The organism is Curtobacterium sp. MCBA15_008 (assembly GCF_001865065.1).
Classification (GTDB): domain Bacteria; phylum Actinomycetota; class Actinomycetes; order Actinomycetales; family Microbacteriaceae; genus Curtobacterium.
In genome coordinates this window covers 174,756-197,313 of sequence record NZ_MJGN01000016.1, presented here as the reverse complement: position 1 = coordinate 197,313, position 22,558 = coordinate 174,756, and the positions used below count along the sequence as shown (strand labels likewise).

The 22,558-nt window shown below is 72.7% G+C and carries 20 protein-coding genes, 1 tRNA gene and 1 pseudogene; 12 read left to right on the top strand and 10 right to left on the bottom strand.

All coding sequences use genetic code 11. The annotated features are described in order from the left end of the window. Nucleotides 1-32 precede the first annotated feature (32 nt). Complete coding sequence (locus tag BIU96_RS09100) at nt 33-1,319, bottom strand: phosphotransferase (RefSeq protein WP_139199939.1); 1,287 nt, start codon at nt 1,317-1,319, stop codon at nt 33-35. Between the two features lie 167 nt (nt 1,320-1,486). Here BIU96_RS09100 and BIU96_RS09095 point away from each other — a divergent pair, with 167 nt between their 5' ends. The 4 genes from BIU96_RS09095 (at nt 1,487) to BIU96_RS09080 (ending at nt 6,755) form a co-directional block, all read left to right on the top strand. Further along, the gene (locus BIU96_RS09095; protein ID WP_071292272.1) at nt 1,487-2,977 is read left to right on the top strand and encodes a CHAD domain-containing protein; all 1,491 of its coding nucleotides are present in this window, start codon (nt 1,487-1,489) and stop codon (nt 2,975-2,977) included. A gap of 36 nt (nt 2,978-3,013) precedes the next feature. Continuing rightward, nucleotides 3,014-3,469 (top strand): MaoC/PaaZ C-terminal domain-containing protein, encoded by a 456-nt coding sequence (locus BIU96_RS09090; RefSeq protein ID WP_071292298.1) that lies wholly within the window; start codon nt 3,014-3,016, stop codon nt 3,467-3,469. A gap of 81 nt (nt 3,470-3,550) precedes the next feature. After that, entirely contained in the window at nt 3,551-5,428 is a 1,878-nt protein-coding gene (locus BIU96_RS09085; RefSeq protein WP_083402772.1) for a glycoside hydrolase family 2 protein, read from the top strand. Nucleotides 5,429-5,549: 121 nt separating this feature from the next. Continuing rightward, entirely contained in the window at nt 5,550-6,755 is a 1,206-nt protein-coding gene (locus BIU96_RS09080; RefSeq protein ID WP_254786050.1) for a hypothetical protein, read from the top strand. 142 nt (nt 6,756-6,897) lie between these two features. Here BIU96_RS09080 and BIU96_RS09075 read toward each other — a convergent pair whose 3' ends face one another. Then, complete coding sequence (locus BIU96_RS09075; RefSeq protein ID WP_071292271.1) at nt 6,898-7,953, bottom strand: amidase domain-containing protein; 1,056 nt, start codon at nt 7,951-7,953, stop codon at nt 6,898-6,900. Between the two features lie 70 nt (nt 7,954-8,023). Here BIU96_RS09075 and BIU96_RS09070 point away from each other — a divergent pair, with 70 nt between their 5' ends. Beyond that, entirely contained in the window at nt 8,024-8,407 is a 384-nt protein-coding gene (locus tag BIU96_RS09070) for a hypothetical protein (protein ID WP_071292270.1), read from the top strand. Between the two features lie 62 nt (nt 8,408-8,469). Here the strand turns inward: BIU96_RS09070 and BIU96_RS09065 are convergent. The 4 genes from BIU96_RS09065 to galU form a co-directional block, all read right to left on the bottom strand. Further along, a tRNA-Ala gene (locus BIU96_RS09065) sits at nt 8,470-8,545 on the bottom strand. Nucleotides 8,546-8,596: 51 nt separating this feature from the next. Beyond that, a complete protein-coding gene (locus tag BIU96_RS09060) occupies nt 8,597-9,688 on the bottom strand; it encodes a hypothetical protein (protein WP_071292269.1) in 1,092 nt (363 codons plus the stop codon). Nucleotides 9,689-9,900: 212 nt separating this feature from the next. Further along, nucleotides 9,901-10,560, bottom strand: a complete 660-nt coding sequence (locus BIU96_RS09055) for a GNAT family N-acetyltransferase (RefSeq protein ID WP_071292268.1) — start codon at nt 10,558-10,560, stop codon at nt 9,901-9,903. A gap of 91 nt (nt 10,561-10,651) precedes the next feature. Continuing rightward, nucleotides 10,652-11,542: a UTP--glucose-1-phosphate uridylyltransferase GalU gene (gene galU, locus BIU96_RS09050; RefSeq protein ID WP_071292267.1), complete on the bottom strand. Its 891-nt coding sequence runs from the start codon at nt 11,540-11,542 to the stop codon at nt 10,652-10,654. 114 nt (nt 11,543-11,656) lie between these two features. On the opposite strand from galU, the gene BIU96_RS09045 reads away from it, so the two are divergent. Together BIU96_RS09045 and BIU96_RS20490 are read left to right on the top strand one after the other, a co-directional pair. Next, nucleotides 11,657-12,241 (top strand): 5-formyltetrahydrofolate cyclo-ligase, encoded by a 585-nt coding sequence (locus BIU96_RS09045; protein ID WP_071292266.1) that lies wholly within the window; start codon nt 11,657-11,659, stop codon nt 12,239-12,241. A gap of 1 nt (nt 12,242) precedes the next feature. Continuing rightward, nucleotides 12,243-12,383 (top strand): annotated as a pseudogene (locus BIU96_RS20490) (FmdB family zinc ribbon protein); the annotation flags it as partial. Between the two features lie 14 nt (nt 12,384-12,397). On the opposite strand, the gene BIU96_RS20485 reads toward BIU96_RS20490, so the two are convergent. Continuing rightward, entirely contained in the window at nt 12,398-12,598 is a 201-nt protein-coding gene (locus BIU96_RS20485; RefSeq protein WP_071292265.1) for a hypothetical protein, read from the bottom strand. A gap of 94 nt (nt 12,599-12,692) precedes the next feature. Here BIU96_RS20485 and mscL point away from each other — a divergent pair, with 94 nt between their 5' ends. After that, nucleotides 12,693-13,193: a large conductance mechanosensitive channel protein MscL gene (gene mscL, locus BIU96_RS09035; protein WP_071292264.1), complete on the top strand. Its 501-nt coding sequence runs from the start codon at nt 12,693-12,695 to the stop codon at nt 13,191-13,193. Nucleotides 13,194-13,298: 105 nt separating this feature from the next. On the opposite strand, the gene BIU96_RS09030 is transcribed toward mscL, so the two are convergent. Both BIU96_RS09030 and BIU96_RS09020 read right to left on the bottom strand, forming a co-directional pair. Then, the gene (locus BIU96_RS09030) at nt 13,299-13,889 is read right to left on the bottom strand and encodes a CDP-alcohol phosphatidyltransferase family protein (RefSeq protein ID WP_071292263.1); all 591 of its coding nucleotides are present in this window, start codon (nt 13,887-13,889) and stop codon (nt 13,299-13,301) included. A gap of 426 nt (nt 13,890-14,315) precedes the next feature. Next, on the bottom strand, nt 14,316-18,173 hold the full coding sequence (locus BIU96_RS09020) for an ATP-binding protein (protein WP_071292261.1): 3,858 nt from the start codon (nt 18,171-18,173) through the stop codon (nt 14,316-14,318). A 130-nt stretch (nt 18,174-18,303) separates the two neighbouring features. Here BIU96_RS09020 and BIU96_RS09015 point away from each other — a divergent pair, with 130 nt between their 5' ends. The 4 genes from BIU96_RS09015 to BIU96_RS09000 all read left to right on the top strand — a co-directional run bounded on the left by BIU96_RS09015 (nt 18,304) and on the right by BIU96_RS09000 (nt 22,033). Then, complete coding sequence (locus BIU96_RS09015; RefSeq protein WP_254786048.1) at nt 18,304-19,191, top strand: CoA ester lyase; 888 nt, start codon at nt 18,304-18,306, stop codon at nt 19,189-19,191. Nucleotides 19,192-19,201: 10 nt separating this feature from the next. Next, complete coding sequence (locus tag BIU96_RS09010; RefSeq protein ID WP_071292260.1) at nt 19,202-19,681, top strand: DUF6264 family protein; 480 nt, start codon at nt 19,202-19,204, stop codon at nt 19,679-19,681. A 143-nt stretch (nt 19,682-19,824) separates the two neighbouring features. Next, entirely contained in the window at nt 19,825-21,075 is a 1,251-nt protein-coding gene (locus tag BIU96_RS09005; RefSeq protein ID WP_071292259.1) for an FAD-dependent oxidoreductase, read from the top strand. Nucleotides 21,076-21,154: 79 nt separating this feature from the next. Continuing rightward, on the top strand, nt 21,155-22,033 hold the full coding sequence (locus tag BIU96_RS09000) for an aldo/keto reductase (protein ID WP_071292258.1): 879 nt from the start codon (nt 21,155-21,157) through the stop codon (nt 22,031-22,033). A gap of 60 nt (nt 22,034-22,093) precedes the next feature. On the opposite strand, the gene BIU96_RS08995 is transcribed toward BIU96_RS09000, so the two are convergent. Then, nucleotides 22,094-22,549 (bottom strand): hypothetical protein, encoded by a 456-nt coding sequence (locus BIU96_RS08995; protein WP_071292257.1) that lies wholly within the window; start codon nt 22,547-22,549, stop codon nt 22,094-22,096. Nucleotides 22,550-22,558 lie beyond the last annotated feature (9 nt).

Genomic DNA, 22,558 nt, shown 5'->3' with positions numbered 1-22,558 from the left:
CGCGCCTCCCGTCCGTCGGGTGGGTCGCGTCCTCAGGCCGCGCTGCGGTTGGCGAGACGCGTCACCGCTGCGAGCGGGATGCCGACCCAGTCGGGTCGGTTGCGGGTCTCGTAGACGACCTCGTAGACGGCCTTGTCCAGTTCGAACGCGTCGAGCAGTTCGCGGTGCGTGACGAGTTCCGCGCCCGTGCCGCGCTCGTACCCGTCGAGGAACGCCGACCGTGCGGCCGACGCCCACGCTCCCGCGTCGACCGGTTCGGCGTCCTGTGCGAGTGCGCCGGCGACGTAGTCGAAGGACCGGAGCATGCCTGCGACGTCGCGGAGGGTGACGTCGGGCAGGGACCGTTCGGTCAGCGGGCGCAGCGGTTCGCCCTCGAAGTCGAGGAAGACCCAGCCGCGGGGTTCCGGTGCGGCGAGGACCTGTCCGAGGTGCAGGTCGCCGTGGATGCGCTGCAGGTCCGGCCACGCGACGGCGGCGGCACGGTCGTAGACGGCGCGGACGGCGTCGACGTGCTCGGCGATCGCCGGGGCCTCGGCTGCCGCAGCATCGAGGCGCGCGTGCATCGTGGCGACGGCCGCGTTCCGCCGGGTGTCGTCGGCCGCCTCGGTCGGCAGCGCGCGGGCGAGGGTGCCGTGGACCTCGGCGAGCGCCTCGCCGAGCCGGTCCGCCCCCGTCGTGAAGGACGTGCCCTGCCGGGCGTCCCGGAGCGCCACGCGCCAGGCGTCCTCGAGCCCTGGGAGGAACTCCTGGGCGAAGGCGAGGTGCCCCGTGGCCGTGCCGTCGGCTCGGCCGGGGTCGGGCCAGGAACCCCGGAGCGCGCCGGCCACCCGCGGGACCCGGGTGCTCCCGGCTGCGGACAGGGCGAGCTGCGTGGTCACGTCGGGGTTGTCGCCGTGGTGCAGGACGCGGAACACCTTCACGATGACCTGGTCGCCGGAGTCGGTGTCGCAGATGACCGAGGTGTTCGACTGCTCGCCGCTGAGGACCCGCGAGGACGTCACCGTGCCGATCGGGCGGAGGCTGTCGGGGTCGGCGTCGATCCGGGCCGCCAGCGAGGCGACCCAGACGGGGTCCGAGGTGGCGTCACGGAGCGAGCCGTCGGCGTTGCTCGTGACGGGTGCCTGGTAGAGGACGGGGCCGGTCGGTGCGTCGTCGAGGACCAGACGGGTGCCGTCGGACCGGGCGACGGTGCGGAGCCGCGGGCTGGCTCCCTTCGCCGTGTACCAGCGCTGGTGGGCGATCCAGCCCTCGAGCACGGTGTCGGTGGGGTCGCTGTCGTGCGTGGGGTCGGTGGGGCGCTCGGGTGCCTCGTCGCTCATGCAGCGAACGGTACGCGTCGGGGCCTGGAGCGGTGTCGGGTCCTCGGGGCGGGTACTCGTGTCGGGTCCTCGTGCCGGGTCCTCCACAGGGCGCCTGCGACCGGCACCGTCCACAGAACGCGCCGAGCGTCGGGACGGAACAGGTGGAGCGGACGACACTCGTCCCCATGCCGACCCCGCACCGTGACCCAGAGGCCCGCACCGACCCCCGCTGCACCTGGCGGATCCCCGACGACCGTCGCCTTCCCGCACTCGAGCCCTTCGCCGACGACGTCCGCCGCCACGAGCCGGTCGTCCTGCGCGAGACACTGTGGGACACCGAGGACCGCGTCCTCGCCACCGAGGGGGTCGAACTCCTGCGGTCCGACGCGGGGTGGTCCGTCGACCGCGGGCACGGGCCCGTAGCGGCCGGACCCGACCTCGACGGCGACGGCGATCGCGACGGCGGGCAGCCCCCTCGGGACCCGGTCGAGGTGTTCGTGCGCGGGCGGGCGCTCCGGGTGGTGCGGGTGCGGGACACCGCGACGACACTGGTCGAGCTCCGCGGGCGCGACGGACGACTCCGTGCCGAGGTCGCCGACGTGCGCGTGGACGAGGGCGACCCGGAGACGACGCTGCTGCGGTCGGCACGGTGGTGGGCGCTGAGCGACGACGGGAGCACCGGGGCGGTCGCGCGGGCGGCGGAACGCGCGTTGGCCGACGCCGCAGAACCAGCAGCACCCGGCAGTGGACGGGTCGGCGGTGGACGGGCCGGCGGCCACGGCGGGACCGGCGCCGCGCGATCGGCACCACTCCGGCGCGGTGGGACCTCGAAGCGTCCGCGGCGCGGCACCGCGGCGGCGGCCCTGCGCGAGGTGCTGCGCGCGTTGCGGGTCGACCTCGTCGCGGTCGACCCCCGTGTCCGCGCCGACGAGCGGGAGTCGGTCCACGACCTCCGGAAGGTGCTGCGCCGCCTCCGGAGCGTGCTCGCCGCGTACCGGGGCGCCCTCGACCGCGGTGCGACGGAGGTGCTGCGGGCGGAGCTCGCCGGTGTCGCCCGGGTGGCGGGGGTGGCCCGGGACGCCGAGGTCGTGCGCGACCGGCTGCTGCGGACGGCCGCACGCGCACCGGACGGGTACGTCGACGCCGGCACGCTCGACCGGATCGGCGCGCACGTGGACCGGGCTCGAGCAGGAGCGGCCGCGGACCTCCGTCGGACCATGCGTTCCCCCGCGTGGGCCGTGACGCTCGACCACCTCGACGACCTGATCGAACGGGCACCGCGGGGACCGCACGCCGACGACGACGCCGCGACCTTCGCAGTGCACCGGATCCGGAAGGAACGGCACCGGGTCGGCGCCACGCTCGACGGCCGGGTCGAGGGACTCGACGACCTGCACGAGGTCCGGAAGGCGGCACGGCGACTGCGCTACGCCCTGCAGGCAGCGGGCGAGGGGCCGGACCTCGGGAAGCGCCGGCTCGGGTTCCTGAAGCGGCTGCAGGAGTCCCTCGGCGAAGTGCTCGACGCGGCGCACGCGACCGCGGCCTACCGGGAGCTGGCGGTGGCTGCGGCGGAGCGGGGCGAGGACACGTTCGGCCACGGCGTGCTGGCGACGACCGAACACGCGGCCGTCGAACACGCACGGTCCCGGGCGCGCAAGCTCCTCGCGAAGGTGTGAACGGCCGCGGCGGTGCCGGTCTGCGAGGATGACGACGTGCCGCACTACCTCGAGGACCTCGCCGCCGGACAGACCTTCACGACCCCGGGTCGCACGATCACCGAGGCGGACGTGGTGTCGTTCGCCTCGTGGACGAACGACAACAACCAGGTCCACACCGACGTCGAGTTCGCATCGCAGACGCGCTACGGCCAGCGGATCGTGCACGGACTGCTCGGCACGTCGCTGTGCCTCGGCCTCATCGCACGCACCGGGGTGTTCGAGGGCTCCGCGGTCGCACTCCTCGGCATCGACCAGTGGCGGTTCACGGCCCCGGTGTTCATCGGCGACACCGTCACGTGCGACGTCGAGATCCTGTCGACCCGGCTGACGAGCTCCGGGCGGACCGGCATCGTCGAACGCACCGTGTCGCTCCGCAACCAGCGCGGCGAGGTCGTCCAACAGGGTCGGATGGACGTCATGGTCCTCACCCGCGACGCCGCGATCGGCTGAACGCGGCTGCCCGGCGCGCGTCTCGACGGCAATCGGCGGACACCCCTTTACAACGATGTACAGCCGCGCCAGCATGGAGCCATGAGCACGCTCGACGGCACCGTCGCCGCACCTGACACCGCCCCTTCGCCGGCCCTCCCGCTCGCCTCGCGGCAGGACGGCACGTACCCCCGGCCGCAGATGCTCCGCCCGCACTGGGCGGACCTCGACGGCACGTGGTCGTTCCGGAACGACGGCGACGACCCCGCCTGGCGCGACGGCTTCCCCGACGCGCGGGACATCGTCGTCCCGTTCCCGCCGGAGTCCGTCGCGTCCGGCATCGACGAGCCGGGCTTCCACCCCGTGGTCTGGTACTCCCGCGCGATCACCCGCGCCGAGCTCGAGGCCGCCGGCCACAGTGACGCCGCTGGGCGCCTGGTGCTGCACTTCGGCGCCGTCGACCACCGCGCCCGGGTCTGGATCGACGGCCGGTTCATCGGCGGGCACGAGGGCGGCCACACCCCGTTCTCGTTCGACGTGACCGACGCCCTGGCGACCGACCCCGATGCCGTCCACACCCTCGTCGTCCGCGCCGAGGACGACCCGCACGACCTCACCCAGCCCCGCGGCAAGCAGGACTGGCACGAGGACCCGCACGCGATCTGGTACCGCCGGACCACCGGCATCTGGCAGACCGTGTGGCTCGAGGCCGTGCCGACCGCGTCGATCGCGTACCTCCGTTGGACGAACGTCGACCACGCGACCATGCGCCTGACCGTCCGGATCGCCGGGCAGCGCACCGGCGGCGAGCGCCTCCGCGTCGACGCCCGGTGGGACGAACGCGACGAGCACCTCGCCACGATCGAGGCCACCCTCGGCGCGACCGGCGACGAGTTCGACGTGCTCGTGCCGATCGCCCGCCAGTCGAACGGCCAGGCCGAGGACGAGCTCCACTGGACCCCGGAGGCGCCGCGACTGGTGGACGCCACGGTCGCGCTGCTCCGTCCGGCCGCCGGTGACGCCGCGGACAGCACCCCCGTCGACGTCGTCGCCTCGTACTTCGGCGTCCGCACCGTCGGCACCGACGGCGCCGCGTTCCTGTTGAACGGCCGCCGCTACAACGTCCGCAGCGTCCTCAACCAGGGGTACTGGCCGGACTCGCACATCGCCGCGCCCTCCCGCGAGGCGCTCCGCCGCGAGGTCGAGCTCATCAAGGAGCTCGGCTTCAACGCCGCCCGCAACCACCAGAAGATCGAGGATCCCCGGTTCCTGTACTGGGCGGACCGGCTCGGCATCCTGGTCTGGGGCGAGGCCCCGGGTGCGTACGCCTTCTCGCCGCGTGCGGTGCAGCGGCTGATGCGGGAGTGGATGGACGCCGTCGAACGCGACGCCTCGCACCCGTCGATCGTCACGTGGGTGCCGGCGAACGAGAGCTGGGGCGTGCAGCACATCGCGACGGACCCGGCGCAGCAGGCGTACGCCCGAGCGCTGGCCGACGTCACGCGGGCGCTGGACCCGACGCGTCCGGTGATCTCGAACGACGGCTGGGAGCACACGAACTCGGACATCCTGACGATCCACGACTACGAGGGCGATGGCCCCCGGCTCGCCGCGACCTACGCGGACGACGTCGCGCGCACGGTGCTCGTGAACGGGATCGGGCCGGCCGACCGGCGGATCCTCGTCGGCGGCGCGGTCGACCACGGGCAGCCGGTGATGCTGACCGAGTTCGGCGGCGTGAACTACCAGCCCGGTGCGCAGCGCGAGGACGGCTGGGGCTACACCTCCGCGACGGACGGCGACGACTGGGTGGCTCGGATCACGGCGCTCTACGACGCGATCCGTGCCAGCTCGTTCCTGGCGGGCTCCTGCTACACGCAGCTGACGGACACGATGCAGGAGACGAACGGCCTGCTGAACGCCGACCGTTCCCCGAAGGTGCCGATCGAGCAGATCCGACGCGCGGTCACCGGCCGCTGACCCCTCCCCCCGCACAACGCAACCGTGGCGGTTGCTCGCAGCGTCATCGCGCTGCGAGCAGCCGCCCACGTTGCGTTTTGCGGGTTGGGCGGGCGGGGCAGTGGTCTGCGAGGATCGGGCGGTGACGAGCGCTGCGGAGACGAGCCGGGCCTCCAGTCCGGCTCTGGACCTGGAGGCGCGTCACAGCGGGTGGACCACCCCCCTGCTCCTGTGGCTGGCTTCCCGCGTGGTGAGCACCGTCCTGCTGGCGACGGTCTACGCCGTCGCCACGGCGAACGGGTGGCGGTTCGCGTCGTACCGGCGCGACCCGTCGTTCTTCACCTTCTCCGGATCGTGGGACGCCTCGTTCTACCGGACCATCGCGGAGCACGGGTACCCTTCGACCCTGCCGCTCGACGACGCCGGACACGTGTTGCCGAACGCGTGGGCGTTCCTGCCGGTGTTCCCCGCGCTCGCCCGCCTGGTGATGCCACTGACGGGCGGTTCGTTCTGGGTGGCGGGCGTGCTCGTCGCGACACTCGCCGGGGCGGGGGCGTGCGTGCTGTTGTACCGGCTCGTCCTGGCTGTCGGGTGCTCGCGCCGGGCGCGGTGGGCGACGGCGCTGTTCGCGTTCGCGCCGACCGGGTTCCTGCTGCAGGTGGCCTACGCCGAGAGCACCTTCCTGCTGCTGCTCTTCGGTGCACTCCTGGCCCTGGTCCGGCGGCGCTATTGGCTGATCGCGCCGCTCGGGGTGGTCGCCGCGTTCACCAAGCCCGGCGTGCTGGCGCTCGCGGTGGCGCTGGCGGTGCACCTCGTCGTGCGGTGGGTGCAGGAGCGGCGCGCGTTCCCGGTCCGCGACGCAGTGGCCATCGTGGTGTCCGGCCTCGTCGTCGCCGCGGCGGGGCTGGCTTGGCCGGTGATCGCCTCGGCGGTGACCGGACGGCCGAACGCCTACCTCGACACCGAGCTGTCGTGGTGGGTGGGGTTCGTCGGGCGGCAGCACTTCGCGCCGCTGACCCCGTGGTTCACGATGGCGGGGACGTGGCTCGGGCCGCTCGGCATCGCGCTCGTGGTGGTGGTGCTCGTGGGAGCGGTGGTCTTCTTCACCCGGCCGGCCGTGCGCGCGCTCGGGGTCGACGTGCTCGCGTTCACGGCGTCGTACGGGCTCTACCTCGTCGCGGTGTTCCTGCCGCAGCAGAGCCTGCCGAGGCTGCTCATGCCGATGGCGCCGCTGCTCGGGTCGGACGTGTTCGTGGGGACGCGGCGCCGGGCGGTCGCGTGCCTGGTCGTCGGGGTGTGCCTGCAGCCCGTGGCGATCGTGCTGCTCTGGTTCCTCGGGTACCCCTGAGGGGCGCCCCCTGGCGACGGTCTGCACAACCGAAGTGCGTTCGCGCCGCGTACTCGCGCGGCTCGGGAGCACTTTGGTTGTGCGGAACCACCCGGCGCCGAGCCACCCGCCGCCGCGGCGCCGCGCCGCGCCGCGCCGCGCCCTACGCGTCGAACGTGTGGAACCAGGCCGTGCCGCCCGGGTGCTGCACGGTGATCATCTCGTCGAGGTCGCGGTACGGGCCGTCCTGGTTGTGGCTCGCCGACTTGATGCGGACGGTGCCGTCGGGCTCGGTGAAGACCTCGGACACGATCGTGGTGTGGTCCGGCGAGTCGTTGTCGTTCCAGTCGTAGAACACGATGTCGCCGACCTTCACCTTGTCGCGCTCGTCGAGGGAGCGCCGGGTCAGCCCGAACTCGGCCGCGTTCGCCGTCAGCCACGGGTCCATCGTCGGGCAGTACGTCCACGTCGCGGTGTGCTCGGCGCCGGCCGCACGGTTGTACCAGTCCGACCGCTGCTCCCACCCGCGGGCGATGAGCGTCTGGCTGACGTAGTTCGCGCAGTCGCCGCCGATCGGGTTCATGGTGCCGTACTCGCCGAGGTTGTAGTCCTTCCAGTGCGCCATCGCGTACTGGAGCTGCCGGTCGACGTCGGTGAGTGCGGCGTACGCCAGCGTCGAGGTCGCCACCGCGGTCGAGGCGTCCGGCGCCGGAGCGGCGGTGGGGGTCGGTGAGGACGTCGAGGAGTCCTGCGTCGCCCCGGACTGCCCGTCGTTCGCGGCGCTGCCGTTGCCGTCCGACGACTGGTTGGCCGAGGGGGTCGGCTCGACGGCCGACGTGAAGAGTGCGACGTCGGCGGAGCCCGCCGTGTACATCGCCTGGTGGGGCGCCGTGAAGGTCACCTTCGTCGCGGATGCCTGAACGTCCCGCGCGGCGATCCCCCCGACGGTGACGCCCTTGACCGCTGCGAGACCGGTGCCCGCGACCGTGATCGTCACACCGCCGGCGAGCGGGACCTGTGCGGGGGTGACCGACTTCGCGACGGGCTTCGCGCTGGGCGTCGAGGAGCCGGCACCCGTCCCGCTGCCGTCGCCGTCGCCCGAGCCCTTGCCCGCGCCCTTGCCGGGGTCGCCGCCGGACGAGCACGCGGCCACCGCGAGCCCGATCCCGGTCACGCCGGCGAGGGAGAGCAGGGACCGGCGGGTCAGCGAAGCAGTCATGGTGCTTCCAGGGTAGGCGACGACACGGCATGATCACTGGCAGGACCCACCATCGAGAGGATCACTCACCATGCCCGAGAGCCACGACTTCTTCGTCGCCGCGGACCCCGACTCCGTCCGCACCCGCGTCGGCGACGCCCTCACCCGCGAGGGCTACACCGTCGAGGGCGGCGACCAGGGAGCCCTCCGCGCGACCCGCGGCAGCCTGGGCCTGACGCTGCTCATCGGCGGCATGGCGAACGACCGCACCTTCCACACCCGACTCGACGTGCAGGTGATGGTGGCGCCCGACGGCCGCACGGTCGCCCGGCTGCTGCGCGGGTCGGGCAAGTCCGCGATCAAGGGCGGCGCGCTCGGCATCGCGCGTGGCAACCGTGCGTTCGAGCAGGCCGCGAACGCGATCCACCACGAGCTGGCGCAGGCGGGGATCCTGACCGAGAGCGTTCCCGGCTGACCGGATCTGCCCGCGGAACGACGAAGGCCACCCGATCGGGTGGCCTTCGTCGTACTTGCCTGTGGTGGAGCTAAGGGGATTCGAACCCCTGACCTTCTCATTGCGAACGAGACGCGCTACCAACTGCGCCATAGCCCCAAGTGCTCGACCACACTAGCACCAGGCCACGGCCGAACCGAAATCGACGACTCAGACGGCGCGGCGACGACGCATGATCGCGTCGAGGTCGGCCTGCTCGTACGCGTCCTCGCCGAGCACGCCCATGCCGGCCCACTTGCTCGGCGGCGCAGGAGGCTCGGCCGGGGCGGCAGGAACCGCCGCGGTCGGGGCCTCCGACGCCGGCGCCCGCAGCCCGAGACGCTCGGCGAGACGCCCCTGGTCGTGCGCGGACAGCGACGACACGGCTTCCTCGACGTCGGGGCGCATCCGCGAGACGCGTGCGAGCGACGGGTCGGTCTCGGCGGCACGGATCGCGGCCGCCTCGGCCTCGGCCTCGGCCTTCGCCTCGGCGACGCGCTGCTTGAGCCGCGCAGCCAGCTCGGCGGCGGACTCCGGCGCGGCAGCGGGAGCGGTCGGCTGGGCGACGTAGAGCGGCTTCGGGACCGAGTTCGGCGTCCACGAGCGGTCGCGCACGGGTTCCGCGGGCTGCTCGGTGGAGAGCGGCGGCGCCGGGTCCGTCCAGCTGGTGGCCGGCCTGGAGGCGCGGGTCGCGCCCGACACGGCGCTCGCGGTGCGCGCCTTCCGCGCCGTCGCGACCTGGTGCAGCTGGGCGAGGACGGCCGCGGACCCACCGACGGCGACGAGTCCGGCGATCCCGACGAGCCACATCGCCGGAGCGGCGACGAAGACGACGACCGCGACGACGAGGCCGACGGCGCCGAGCAGCGTCGCGCCGAGCCGCGAGCGACGCATGCGCATCGCGGTGAGTGCGGGGACGGCCGAGGCACGCTCGAGGACGGGTGCCTGCTCGGCGAGGCGGCGGGTGATCTCACGCTGCCGTGCGGCTTCGTGCGCGCGGACGATCGCGGTGCGCTTGGCCTCCTCGGAGCGGGCGACGCGCTGCGCCTCGGCGAGGGACTTCGCGTTCATCTCGACGCGGACCTCGTCCGGCAGCTCGGCGGTCTGCGCGAGGATCCGGAGGGTCTGCTGGAGGCGGATCGCGTTCCGCTCGGTGGCGAGGTACTGCCGGCGGGCCGCCCAGGACGGCATGAGGTAGACGAGCCAGAGCACGGCCGCGACGAGGAGCACGATGCCGCCGCCCCACGAGCCGATTCCTGCCATGGGGACACGGTAGGGGCGGGCGTTCGCCTGCCGGGTGATTGCCGGACGCGTGTTGCGCGTGTCGTGACGAATTCACCGGGGGCGAGTCGCGCCTCCAGGCCGGCACACGGCGCGACCACCCGCAAAACGCTACCTCGGCGGATCCTCGCAGTGACATACCGCTGCGAGCAACCGCCACAGTTGCGTATTGCGGGAGGGAGGGAAGGGACTGGTCAGACGCGGGGCGTCGTGTGCAGGGGCAGCGCCGCCTCGTCGCGGGCTGCCAGCGGGACGCTGCCGACGCCCGGCGGGACCTGCCCGCGGACCCAGCGTTCGAGGACGCCCTCGCGCACTTCTTCGGCGACGAGGGCGAAGCAGAAGTGGTCGCGCCAGTCCCCGTTGATGTGGATGTAGCGGCGGCGGAGTCCCTCGAACCGGAAGCCGAGCTTCTCGACGACGCGCAGCGACGGCGCGTTCTCGGGACGGATGCAGATCTCGACCCGGTGGATGCCGACGACGCGGAAGCAGTGGTCGACGGCCATCGCGACCGAGATCGGCGTGACGTTGTGGCCGGCGGCGTCCTCGACGACCCAGTAGCCGATGGAGGCGCTCGCGAGGGAGCCGTAGGTGATGCCGGAGACGTTGAGCTGGCCGACGAAACGGCCGTCGAGCTCCATCGCGAACGGGAGCCCGAGCCCCGCGCGGGCGTTGGCCTGGAGCGCGCGGATGCTGCCGCGGACGTCGCTGGAGACGTGTCCGGAGGGGTTCGTGGCCTCCCAGGTGCGGAGCCACGAACGGTTGGTCGCGAGTGCGACGTCGAGGTCGCGCGTGTCGCGCAGCCGGAGGGGCCGGATGGTGACCCGCCCGTGGGACAGGGTCGGGATCGTCGTCATCGCTCAGGTTCCTCCGGTGCCCCGGCAGATGCTGCGGGGCGGGTGTCCCGCTCGGGCCCGGCGTACCGGGACCCGAGCGGGATGGGCCGACTCATTCGCCCGCGTTGAACTCCTTGAGCCACGACTTGAGGTCGGGTCCGAGGTCCTCGCGGTCCGAGGCGAGCTGCACGATCGCCTTGATGTAGTCGAGTTTGTCACCGGTGTCGTACCGGCGTCCACGGAACACGACGCCGTACACGCCGCCGGTCCACTCCTCGGCGCTCGCCATCTTCATGAGCGCGTCGGTCAGCTGGATCTCGCCGCCCTTGCCCGGCTCCTGCTTCTCGAGGACGTCGAAGACCTCGGGGCGGATCACGTAGCGGCCGATGATGGCCAGGTTCGAGGGCGCTTCGCCCTGTGCCGGCTTCTCGACGAGGCCGGTGATCTTCACGACGTCGTCGGTGTCGGTCTCCTCGACCGTGGCGATGCCGTAGAGGTGGGTCTGCGACGCGGGGACCTCGAGGAGGGCCACGACGGTCGCGTTCTTCTCGCCCTGGACCTCGATCATGCGCTTGAGCAGCGGGTCGCGGGCGTCGATGATGTCGTCACCGAGGAGCACGGCGAACGGCTCGCGGCCGACGTGCATCTTCGCGCGGAGCACCGCGTGGCCGAGGCCGAGCGGGTCACCCTGACGGACGTAGTGCATGTCGGCGAGGTCCGTGGACTGGTTCACCTTCTGCAGCTTCTCGTGGTCGCCCTTCTTCTTGAGGGTCTCCTCGAGCTCGGACACGTGGTCGAAGTGGTTCTCGAGCGCGTTCTTGTTGCGGCCCGTGATCATCAGGACGTCGGTGAGTCCGGCACCGACGGCCTCTTCGACCACGTACTGGATGGCCGGCTTGTCGACGACGGGGAGCATCTCCTTCGGCATCGCCTTGGTCGCGGGGAGGAAGCGAGTGCCCAGCCCTGCCGCTGGGATCACCGCCTTGGAAATCTGGAAGCCCATGCGACAGAAACTATCGGATGCCCCCTGACGGGGCATGTCGTCACTGCTGGGGACACGGCTTCACGCCGCCCACGGCGGGAAGCCGCAACGGGGTCGCTCGGTAGACTCCTCGCCATGATCGCCGATCTCGGGAACGAGAAGCGCGCCCTGCGAGCCGAGCTCCGGCAGCGGCGGCGCACCCGGACCACGACCGAACGCGACGCCGACACCGAGTCGCTCACCGCGACCCTGCAGCGCTTCGCCGAGGAGCGCCAGGTGCACTCGCTCGCCCTGTACCTGTCTGCGCCGGACGAACCGAACGTCCGACCCTTCCTGGACTGGGCGTTCGCGCACGACATCCGCGTCCTGCTGCCGATCACCCGCGAGGACGGCCTGCTCGACTGGGCGGTCGGCGACGGCACGTCCGAGACGGAGGGCATCCTCGGCGTGCCGGAGGTCGTCGGCGAGGTCCTGTCCCCGCTCGCGCTCGGTGACGTCGACGCGATCCTCGCCCCGGCAGCGGCGGTCGGGCACGACGGCGTCCGGATGGGCTGGGGTCGCGGCTACTACGACAAGACGCTCGGGTCGATGGCGAACCGTCCGCCCGTCTATGCTGTGATCTTCGACGCGGAGTACCTCGACGAGGTCCCGCGCGAAGCCCACGACGAACCCGTCGACGGCATCATCACGCCGTCCCGCATCATCACGTTCCGGAGCTAGGGTGCCCACCTACTCGTACCGCTGCACCGAGTGCGGCAACGCCTTCGACATCAAGCAGTCGTTCTCCGACGCCACGCTCACCGAGTGCCCGGCGTGCGGCGGCGTCCTGCGCAAGGTGTTCTCCCCCGTCGGGGTCACCTTCAACGGCGGCGGCTTCTACCGCACCGACTCGCGGCCGGCGCCGAAGTCGGAGGGCTCGTCGAGCGCGCCGAAGTCCGAACCCGCGAAGTCCGCGCCCGCGACGAGCACGTCGGGCTCGTCGGGCTCGTCGGGCTCGGGCTCGAGCTCGAGCTCGAGCTCGAGCTCGAGCTCGAGCTCGAGCTCGAGCTCGAGCTCGGGCGCGTCGAAGCCGAGCACGTCGAAGCCCGCCGGGTCCTGACCGGGCGCCGGACTCCTCGGTAGGTTTGGGGCGTCGCCGACCGGCGGCCGTCCTCGACCCGGAAGGAGTCCCGTGAAGGGATTCAAGGAGTTCCTGCTCCGCGGCAACGTCATCGACCTGGCCGTCGCAGTCGTCATCGGCGCGGCGTTCACCGCGATCGTCACGGCGATCGTCACGTCGCTCATCAACCCGCTCATCGGCGCCGTGTTCAACGCGTCGAGCCTCGACAAGGCGCTCGTCTGGGAGATCCCGACGGTCTCCGGTGGCAGCGCGAAGATCCTCTTCGGCGCGATCATCGGCGCCGCGCTCAACTTCGTCATCGTGGCGGCCGTCGTGTACTTCGCCCTCGTCGTCCCCGTGAACCACCTCAAGAAGGTCGCGTTCGAGCGGGTCAAGAACGACGAGGAGCAGACGCCGCAGGACGTCCCGCCGACCGACGTCGAGGTGCTGCTCGAGATCCGCGACCTGCTCCGGTCGCAGAACGGCGTGCCCACCCACGCGGGGAGCGGCGCGCACGTCGCGCCGTCGAACGCTCCCGAGGGTCCGGGGATCGGCGGCTCGACGAAGCTCTAGGCGCTTCGCACCCCCGCACGATCATCGCGCCCCGTCACTGCGGGGCGCGATGTTCGTCTCGGGGTGCGACAGGGGTGCGACAGGGGGCGGCCGGCCGGCCGGCGCTCAGCGCGCGGCAGACCCGACGGACCGACGCTTCGCGACCATCATGGCGGCGTACTGCACGCCCGCGATCACGTGGCCGACCGTGCCGAGGTACACGAAGACGAGCGCGACGACCCGCACCCAGGGCGCGTTGTCCTCGATGGTCTGGATCGCCGAGAAGAGCAGCACCGGCAGCCCGACGAACAGGAGCGCCGAGCGGATCTTGCCGGTCCACGTGACGTCGAGGTCGGGGTTGCCGTGGAACAGCACGCTCGACAGCACGACGAGCACCAGGTCGACGAGCACCACGACGACGACGACCCACCACGGCAGCAGTCCGGTGAGAACGAGCGACAACACGATCGCGATGATCGCGAGCCGGTCGGCGACGGGGTCGAGCGCCTTGCCGAGCTTCGAGGTCTGGTTGAACCGGCGCGCGATGAAGCCGTCCGCCCAGTCGCTCACACCGAGCACGACGAGGGACACGAGCGCCCAGCCGGGGTGTCCGGCGACGACGAGTCCGACGAACACCGGGATCAGCAGGAACCGCACCAGCGTGATCAGGTTGGGCCAGGTCTGCCAGTCGGGGCGCGTCCGCACGGTGTCACTCATCGAGAACTACGGTACCCGCTACCAGTGGGGAGGCACGTCCCCGCGGAGCCGGGCGTCGTTCTCGCCGTCGCGGTGCCGCGCCGGTTCCGGGGCCGGTGCGGGGTCGTAGCCGGGAGCGGGCTGGGTGGTGACGCGTCTGCGGCGTCGACCCGTGCCTCCTGGCCGGACGTCCGTTTCGCCGCCGTCCGCCGCCTGCGGTGGGCCGGGAGGCGCGACCTCGGTCGCGTCGTCGGCCCGCGTCCACGTGCCCACCAGCTGGTCCGTCTCGGGGGTGACCGGACCGGCCGGCCGGGAGGCCCGCCGGCTCGGCGGGCGGGGCGTCATCGGCGGGCGGGGCCCGGCGTGGGCCCGCGGGGATCGATATCCTGCGGCGTCATCGGCGGGCGGGGCCCAGCGTGGGCCCGCGGGGATCGAGATCCTGCGGCGTCATCGGCGGGCGGGGATCGGCGGGATGCTGATCTCCTGCGTCGCACCGCGGTCGACGCCGAGCACGGCGGCGACCGTGTTCGCCACCTGGTCCGGGTCGGAGAACAGCTGGAACGCGTGCACGCGCACGTAGTGCCAGCCCAGGCGACGGAGCACCTCGGGCCGGAGCCGCAGCGACTCGCGCAGCGAGCCCTTCACCAGCGACGCGTCGGTCTCGATCGTCACGCAGACCCCGCCGTGCGCGGCCACCAGGCCGAGCTTCCCGCGGTGCCCGAGCGCGACCGGGATGCCACGCATCTCGAGCCGGCGAGCCAGGTCGACGAGCAGCGGGTCGGAGTCGTCCGGCACGTACTCGGCGGTGGTGCGTGCACGGACCTCGGCGAGGATCTCGGCCAGCGCGACGGTGCCGTGGCCCATGCGCTCGGCCTCGATGTCGGACGGCTGGAAGCACGTGACGATGACCATCGAGCGACGCGCACGGGTCATCGCGACCGCGAGCAGCCGCTCCCCGCCGGGCTTGCCGAGCGGACCGAAGTCGCGCAGCACGCGGCCGTGCGGCGTCCGGCCGTAGCCGATCGAGAACACGACGCGGTCGCGGCTCTGCGCGACGGACTGCTCGAGCGTCGCGACGATGAACGGCTCGGCGCGGTCCCCGATGACGAACTCGGTGAGGTCCTTGTGGCCCTGTGCGGCGGTGAGCACGGCCTGCTCGACCCGGACGGCGTGCTTCGCCGACGCGGTGATGACCATGAGCGACTCGGTCGGCCGGGTGCGGGCGTGGTCCATGACGAGGCGGACCACACGGTCCACCTCGGCGTCGACGCTCTCGACGGCACCGGACTCGGGGTCCGGCACGGCCTTGCCGTCGCTGACGTAGTCGAGCGCGATGGACCCGTGCCCGAGGAACGAGCCGGCCCAGGGCAACGACTCGATCCGGCCGCCGTAGAAGCGACGGTTCACGAGCTCGGCGAGGTCCTCGCCGCCGGCGCGGTACGACCGGGTGAGCGACAGGGTCGGCAGCAGCGTCGACAGCTTCGCGAGCGCGGAGTCGGCGTGGAAGGCGTCGAGCGTCTCCTCGTCGACCTGCAGCGCACGGTGCGCGGGGTCGACCGCGATCCGGAACGGGGACGGGGTCTGCGTGACCGGGTCGCCGAACACGACGGTCTGCCGGGCGCGACGGACGGCGCCGACGGTCTCGGCGATGGTGACGGCCCCGGCGTCGACGAGGATCACCGTGTCGAACGGCATGGTGTCGGCGATCTGGGAGACCTCGTACGGGCTCGCGAGCCACACTGGTGCGATCGAGCGCGACAGGTGCGGGGCGGAGTCCTGCAGCAGGCGCGAGCTGATCGCGCCCTCCTTGAGCTGGGTCTTGAGCGCCGTGGCCTCGTCCGGCCAGTCGACGAGTCCGACCTTCCAGTTCTCGGCGAGCTGCCACGCGAGCCCCTGGGAGACCCCGGCCGCGTGCGCGTCGTCGACGAGGCGGAAGTCGGCCTCGACCCGGTCGAGCATGTCGGTGTTCGCGCCGAGCAGGGCCCGGTCAGACTCGAGCATGGTCTCGAGCGCGGACTGCCACCACGCGAGCTCGAGCTCGGCCGGCACGTGGGTGTCCGGCACGTGCCGGTTCGCCAGGTCGGTGATGAGCGGTTCGAGCTGCAGGTCGCGCAGGGTCTGCATGAGCTCGGTGCGCTCCTGCAGGTTGTGCAGGACGTCCGATTCCTCGGCGAGGCGGGCGATCGTCGGGACGAGCTCGTCGATCGGCACGTTCGCCAGCTGGCTCTCGCGGGCGGTGCGGCCGAGCGGCTCGTCGAGACGCGCGAGGTCCTCGACCACGTTCGAGAACAGCACCTGGACGTCCGCGATGCCGGTGGGGACCTCGGGGTTGACGCCGGCGGCGACGTAGCGCTGCCAGAGCACGCGCTGCTGCTGCACGCGGGTGAGCGCCTCGTGCAGGTCGGACACGTGCACGCCCGGCCGGACGTACTCGCGCGCGAGCTTCTTCAGCCGGCGGCGGTTCGTCGCCGACATCGGGGCACCCTCGCCGCGGGGGGCGGTGGCGGCCACGAGCTCGGACACCGAGCGGTCGAAGACGACGGGCAGGAAGCGGTCGAGGGTGTCCCGGATCTCGGTGAGCAGCCGGAGGTAGATGCCGAGCTCGTTGATCGTCGTGAACTGCCGCATGTGCGTCGAGGCCACGAGGTCGTGGGCACGGCGGAGCAGGGTCGGCAGCCCGTCGGTGTCGAGGTCCTTCGCCGTCTTGTGGGCACGCTGCGCACCGTCGCTCGAGCCGAACTTCGCGCCGTACCAGGGCGAGTCGTCCGGGCCGTAGCGGAACTCGCCGAGGTTCGCGGCGCTGACCATGGTCTCGGCGACGCGGGAGCGCCCCTCGACCATGCTCGTCACCGACGTCTTCGACAGGCGGGCCGTGGTCGACGGCGGCACCGGCAGCAGCGAGAGCCGCGACAGCTCGACCAGGCAGTCGAGCACGGAGACGCGGAAGTCGGGGTCGACGCGGGTCAGCGAGCCGCGGTAGTCCTTGAGGACCTTGCGCAGCCGGACCAGGGCGTCGTCGACCTCGCGCAGGTTCGGACGCGAGGCCTTCTCGTTGCGCGCGATCGACCGCACGACGTCGCGGCGCAGGGTGCCCGGGGTCACCGCGACGCCGGGCAACTGGACCTCGGCGAAGCGGGCGGCGATGCCGCGCAGGGTGGCCCGGCGCGGGCTGACGACGAGCACGCGCTTGTTCGCGGCGACGAGGCCGCCGAGCGCGTTCACGATGGTCTGCGTGCCGCCGGTGCCTGGGAGGGTCTTGACGACGATCGAGTTGCCGGCCGTGATCTGCGCGATCACGTTCTCCTGCTCGTCGTCCGCGTCGAGGAGGAGCGTGTCCGTCTCGGGACTGCGCTCGTCCGACGGGGTCTGCTCGACCGGGTGGTACGACTGCTCGACCTGCCACTTGGCGCTGGGGTTGCCGGCGAGGGCGTCGAGCACGGGGTGCGACAGGTCCTCGGTGTCCTCGACCATGCCCGTGGCGACCTCGGCGAAGGTCGACACGACGAGCCGCGCGTGGACCGAGAAGCCCGGGATGTGCGCGGTCAGGCCACGCAGGCGGTCGATGACCGGGTTCGGCGTGAACGAGCCGTCCTGCTGGGCCAGCGCCACGAAGGACTGGGCGTCGAGGATGACGCCGAACTGCTCGTGCAGGGCGTCGGCCAGGCCCGGGTTGAGCACGGGCTCGCCGAGCAGCCGCACCTCGAAGTCGCGGCCGTGGCGGCGGATGGCCAGCGGACGGAGGAGCACCGGGCCGCGGAACTGCTCGTCGCCGTGCTGCCAGTCGGCCATGCCGATGCCGAGCTTCACAGCGTCGATGCCGCGCACGGTGGCGAGCTCGGTGCCCTTCGCCTCGACCTGGGCGGCGGCGATGCGGGCGGCACGGAGCGCCACCTCGTCGCGGATGAGACTGGAGAGCAGCGTGGTCTTGCCGGTGATGAACTGGGCGAGGCCGCCGGGGTGCGTCGTCGAGAGCTCGATCCGGGCACGCGGGTGGTCGGAGAAGTGGGTGAGGGGACTCGTGCCGCCGACACCGGTCAGCTGCTTCCGCCAGACGTCCCACACGGGCTCGGCGGCGTTGCCGGCCTGGAGGCGCGGATCACCGAGGCTGATCGCCTGCGGACTCGTGAGCTGCAGTTCCGGACGCAGGGTGCGGTCGGGTTCGTCACTCACGACGGTCTCTTCCTGCTGCCCCCGCTGGTCCTGCTCCCCCGGCTGGTCGTGCTGGTCCTTCTGGTCCTGCTCCGCGGGCGTGGCGGCGCCCCGGCCGCGGACGTCGTCGTTCACGTCGTCCTCGCCGTCGGTCACCCTGTCCGCTCGCCACACATCCGACACTGTAGGCGGGATCGGGCCGCCTCTCTGGCAATGAACCGAGGTTTCGGGGTTTCCGGGCGGCCCCGATGCGATCCCGGGCGAGGCGATGTGGTACCAACGGGACATGGCCATCGACGACCGTCCCGCTCCGTCCACCCCCGCGCCCTCGTCGGCCGGGCCGAACCGGCGTCGAGTGGTCCCCGCCGAGATCTCGCGGTCGTGGCTCCTGGTGTCGGGGACGGCGTCCGACCGCTTCGAGCGGGCGCAGCGCTCCCGGGCCGACCAGATCATCCTCGACATCGAGGACGCCGTCGACCCCGCCGCCAAGCCCGGCGCCCGCAACACGGTCGCCTCGTGGCTCGCGGGCGGCGGCGAGGCCTGGGTGCGGATCAACGACGTCACGACGGACTTCTGGGCGGACGACGTCGAGGAGCTCCGCGGTCTGCCCGGCCTGCAGGGCGTGATGCTCGCGAAGACCGAGTCGCCGGCGCAGGTCACCGACACGTGGCACCGTCTGGGCGGGCAGACCCCGGTGATCGCCCTCGTCGAGTCGGCGCTCGGCATCGAGGAGTCCGTGTCGATCGCGCGGGCGCAGGGGGCGTTCCGGCTGGCGTTCGGCTCGGGCGACTACCGCCGCGACACCGGCACGTCGGCGGACACGCTCGCCATGGCCTACCCGCGCTCGAAGCTCGTCGTCGCGTCCCGCGTGGGCGACCTGCCCGGCCCGATCGACGGCCCCACGGTCGGCTCCTCGCACCCGATCCTCCGCGAGCAGTCGCAGGTGGCGGTGTCGCTCGGGCTCACCGGCAAGCTCTGCCTCGACACCGAGCAGCTGCCGGTCATCAACGAGGTCATCTCCCCCACGCCGACCGACGTCGCGTGGGCGCAGGACTTCCTCGACGACTTCGAGGCCCGCGGCAAGGTCATCCGCGACGGTTCGGACCTGCCGCGGCTCGGTCGCGCGCAGAAGATCCAGCGCCTCGCTCAGGCGTTCGGGGTCGAGGCGCGGTAGGACGGTCTCCATGACCTGGTCGAACGTCCCCGGCGGACCGCCGCAGTCCGCCCCCTCCGGCTCCTCCCCCGGCGCCGCCGACGCCCAGCGCTCGTGGGAGCGGGGCGGCACGACGCTGTTCCCGGCCGCGCGGCTCGCCGACCGCATCTCGACGGTGCTGCTGCTGGCGTTCGGCACCGTGATGACCGTGGTCACCACGATCGTCGGCATCATCGCGGTGATCTCGGCCACCGCCTCCTGCGACGCGTCGACCGGCTGCTCCCCGGGGGCGTACTTCGGCGGCGCGGCGATCGCGGTCGGTGGGTCGTTCGTGATCGGGGTCGCCACGGTGGTCCTGGCGATCGGTGCCTGGATCCGCCGACGCAGCTCGTGGTGGATCGCCGCGATCGGCTTCGTGCTCGCGATCGGGTGCATCACGTGGGGCGGGATCGTGTTCGCCGGTGCCGTCGATGCCGGCTCGACCTCGAGTTCGGTCGGCAGCACCGCCTGAGGCTCGCGGGGGGGGGGGGGGGGGGCGGCGTCCGTCGGAAGGTGCACACGCATCGGCGGCCCTGGAGGCGACCGGTGACGGACTGGAGGCGCGGTGCGGGCCCGCACCGCGCCTCCAGTCCGGAACGGCGTAGCGTCCCGGGCATGGTGACGGTCTCGCGCACGGGCGTCGCGGTGGTCGGTGGCGGCCCCGCCGGGGTCGTCCTCGGGCTGCTGCTGGCCCGGGCCGGCATCGCGGTGCGGGTGGTCGAGAAGCACGACGACTTCAACCGGGACTTCCGCGGCGACACCGTGCACGCCTCCACCATCCGGCTGCTCGACGAGCTCGGGCTCGGCGATCGGTTCCGGGCGCTGCCGCAGTCCCGCCTCGACGACTTCTCGCTGCCGATGCCCGACGGGTCACGCGCACTGCTCGGCGACTTCTCGCGGCTGCGGCCGCCGTACGACCACGTCGCGATGGTGCCGCAGTGGGACCTGCTGGACATGCTCGTCACCGCAGCCCGCCACGAGGCCTCGTTCAGCATCTCGATGGGCCTCGCGGCGAGCGGGACCATCGAGGAGAACGGCGTCGTCACCGGCGTGCACCTCCGGCCGTACCGCGACCACGACGGCGACGCGGAGGAACTCCGGGCCGACGTCGTCATCGCGTGCGACGGGCGCGACTCGGTGCTGCGGAACGCCGCCGGACTCCGCCCGCACGCGTTCCCGGTGCCGTTCGACACCTGGTGGTTCCGGCTGCCGCGCGAGCCCCGCGACGCCGAGACCGCCCTCGTCCCCGCGTTCTCCGGCACCGACGTCCTGCTCAGCTTCCCGCGGCCGGACTACCACCAGGTCGCGTACTTCGCGCCGAAGGGCTCCGACGCCGCCCTCCGCGCCGAGGGTCTCGCAGCGTTCCGCGACCGGGTCGCCCGGCTCCGGCCCGACTTCGCCGGACGGGTCGACGCGATCACCTCGATGGACGACGTCCACGTGCTCGACGTCCGCATGGACCGGCTCGGGCGGTGGTGGCGCCCCGGGCTGCTCTGCATCGGCGACGCCGCCCACGCGATGTCGCCGGCGGGCGGGGTCGGCATCAACCTGGCCGTGCAGGACGCCGTGGCGACGGCGGCGATCCTCGTGCCGGCACTCCGGCGCGGACTGCGCGGCGCGGGGCTCGACGGTGCCCTGGCCGCGGTGCAGCGCCGCCGCTCGGCGCCCGCGGCCATCGTGCAGGCCGCACAGGCGGTCCTGCACCGGGTGGTGTTCGAACGGGCGTTCGCCGGCGCGCTGCAGGCCGGCCCGCCGAAGCTCCCCGTCCTGCTCGCCCGCTGGGTCCCGCCGGTGCGGGGCGCCTACGCCCGCGGCATCGCGTTCGGCCCGCTGCCCGAGCACGCCCCCGCGTGGGCGCGACGCTGACCCGCCCAGCGGAGCGTCGTTCCGCACCCGTGACCGCGCTCCCTGAGCGCCGTGCACCGGCTCGGCGCATGCTGGGCCCATGAAGCAACGAGTCATCGGAGACGTGTCGGTCAGTGCCATCGGACTGGGCGGCATGCCCATGTCCATCGAGGGGCGCCCGGACGAACGGCAGGCGATCGCCACGATCCACGCCGCGCTCGAGGCCGGCGTCACCCTCATCGACACCGCCGACGCGTACCACCTGGCCGCCCACGACGAGGTGGGACACAACGAGTCGCTCATCGCAAAGGCGGTGCGCGAGTACCACGGGGACACCTCCGACGTCCTCATCGCGACGAAGGGCGGACACCTCCGGCCCGAGGCCGGCGCGTGGGCGCAGAACGGTCGCCCGGAGTACCTGAAGGAGGCGGCGAAGGCCTCGGCGAAGCGCCTCGGCGTCGAGACGATCGGCCTGTACCAGTTCCACCGTCCGGACCCCGCCGTGCCCTACGCCGAGTCGGTCGGTGCGCTCGGCGAGCTCCTCGACGAGGGCGTCATCCGGATGGCCGGCATCTCGAACGCCGACCCCGACCAGATCCGCACCGCCAACGAGGTGCTCGACGGCCGACTGGCCTCGGTGCAGAACCAGTACTCACCGAAGTTCCGGTCGAGCGAGCCGGAGCTCGAGCTCTGCGACGAGCTCGGCATCGCGTTCCTGCCGTGGAGCCCGCTCGGCGGCATCGCGAACGCGGCGGAGCTCGGCACGGCGTTCGAGGACTTCGCGTACATCGCCCGTGACCGCGGGGTCAGCCCGCAGGTGATCGCACTCGCGTGGGAGCTGCAGAAGAGCGACGTCGTCGTCCCGATCCCCGGGGCATCCCGTCCGCAGTCGATCCTCGACTCGGTGACGGCCGCGACGATCCGGCTGCGTCCGGAGGACGTCGCCCGACTGGACGCCTCGCAACCGGCGGCTGCGTGACGGACGCGCCCCGTGCCTCCAGGTCGGGAGGAGGCACGGGGCGCGACCGGTCCGCCGTGATCAGGCGGGGCAGGCCGCCGAGACCTCCTTCAGCGCCGACTGCACGTCGGTCTGGGCCTGCTTCGACTCGGTCGAGTCCGCCGATCCGGTCGACGTGAGCGCGGACGCGTAGTCCTTCGCGGCCTTGTTGAAGTCCGAGAACGCGGTCTTCACGGTGGTGTTGCCGATGTCCGGCAGCGCCGCGTCGAGCCGTTCGTTCAGCTCGGACACGACGGCGGCGCGCGCCTTCGGGTCGGCCGGGGCCGAGGCCGACGTCTGCGACGCGACGAACGAGCGGAACTCGTCCTCGAGCTGGGCGCAGGCCTCCTTCTGCGACTGCGCAGCAGCCGTCTTCGTGGCCTTCGGCGTCGCGGAGGCGCTGCTGTCCGAGGACCCGCCGGAACCGCCGGACGAGCACCCGGCGAGGAGTGCGACGGCGATCGCGGCCGTGGCGAGCGAGACGAGCTTCTTCGGCATGGTGGTGGT

Excerpts from the sequence above, each read along its gene's own strand:
- BIU96_RS09055 (WP_071292268.1), bottom strand. The coding sequence starts at position 10,560 with ATGACGACGATCCCGACCCTGTCCCACGGGCGGGTCACCATCCGGCCC.
- BIU96_RS09000 (WP_071292258.1), top strand. The coding sequence starts at position 21,155 with ATGAAGCAACGAGTCATCGGAGACGTGTCGGTCAGTGCCATCGGACTG.
- BIU96_RS09015 (WP_254786048.1), top strand. The coding sequence starts at position 18,304 with ATGGCCATCGACGACCGTCCCGCTCCGTCCACCCCCGCGCCCTCGTCG.
- BIU96_RS09100 (WP_139199939.1), bottom strand. The coding sequence starts at position 1,319 with ATGAGCGACGAGGCACCCGAGCGCCCCACCGACCCCACGCACGACAGC.
- BIU96_RS09060 (WP_071292269.1), bottom strand. The coding sequence starts at position 9,688 with ATGGCAGGAATCGGCTCGTGGGGCGGCGGCATCGTGCTCCTCGTCGCG.
- BIU96_RS09030 (WP_071292263.1), bottom strand. The coding sequence starts at position 13,889 with ATGAGTGACACCGTGCGGACGCGCCCCGACTGGCAGACCTGGCCCAAC.
- BIU96_RS08995 (WP_071292257.1), bottom strand. The coding sequence starts at position 22,549 with ATGCCGAAGAAGCTCGTCTCGCTCGCCACGGCCGCGATCGCCGTCGCA.
- BIU96_RS09005 (WP_071292259.1), top strand. The coding sequence starts at position 19,825 with ATGGTGACGGTCTCGCGCACGGGCGTCGCGGTGGTCGGTGGCGGCCCC.
- BIU96_RS09070 (WP_071292270.1), top strand. The coding sequence starts at position 8,024 with ATGCCCGAGAGCCACGACTTCTTCGTCGCCGCGGACCCCGACTCCGTC.
- BIU96_RS09075 (WP_071292271.1), bottom strand. The coding sequence starts at position 7,953 with ATGACTGCTTCGCTGACCCGCCGGTCCCTGCTCTCCCTCGCCGGCGTG.
- BIU96_RS09085 (WP_083402772.1), top strand. The coding sequence starts at position 3,551 with ATGAGCACGCTCGACGGCACCGTCGCCGCACCTGACACCGCCCCTTCG.
- BIU96_RS09010 (WP_071292260.1), top strand. The coding sequence starts at position 19,202 with ATGACCTGGTCGAACGTCCCCGGCGGACCGCCGCAGTCCGCCCCCTCC.
- galU (WP_071292267.1), bottom strand. The coding sequence starts at position 11,542 with ATGGGCTTCCAGATTTCCAAGGCGGTGATCCCAGCGGCAGGGCTGGGC.
- BIU96_RS09045 (WP_071292266.1), top strand. The coding sequence starts at position 11,657 with ATGATCGCCGATCTCGGGAACGAGAAGCGCGCCCTGCGAGCCGAGCTC.
- BIU96_RS09095 (WP_071292272.1), top strand. The coding sequence starts at position 1,487 with ATGCCGACCCCGCACCGTGACCCAGAGGCCCGCACCGACCCCCGCTGC.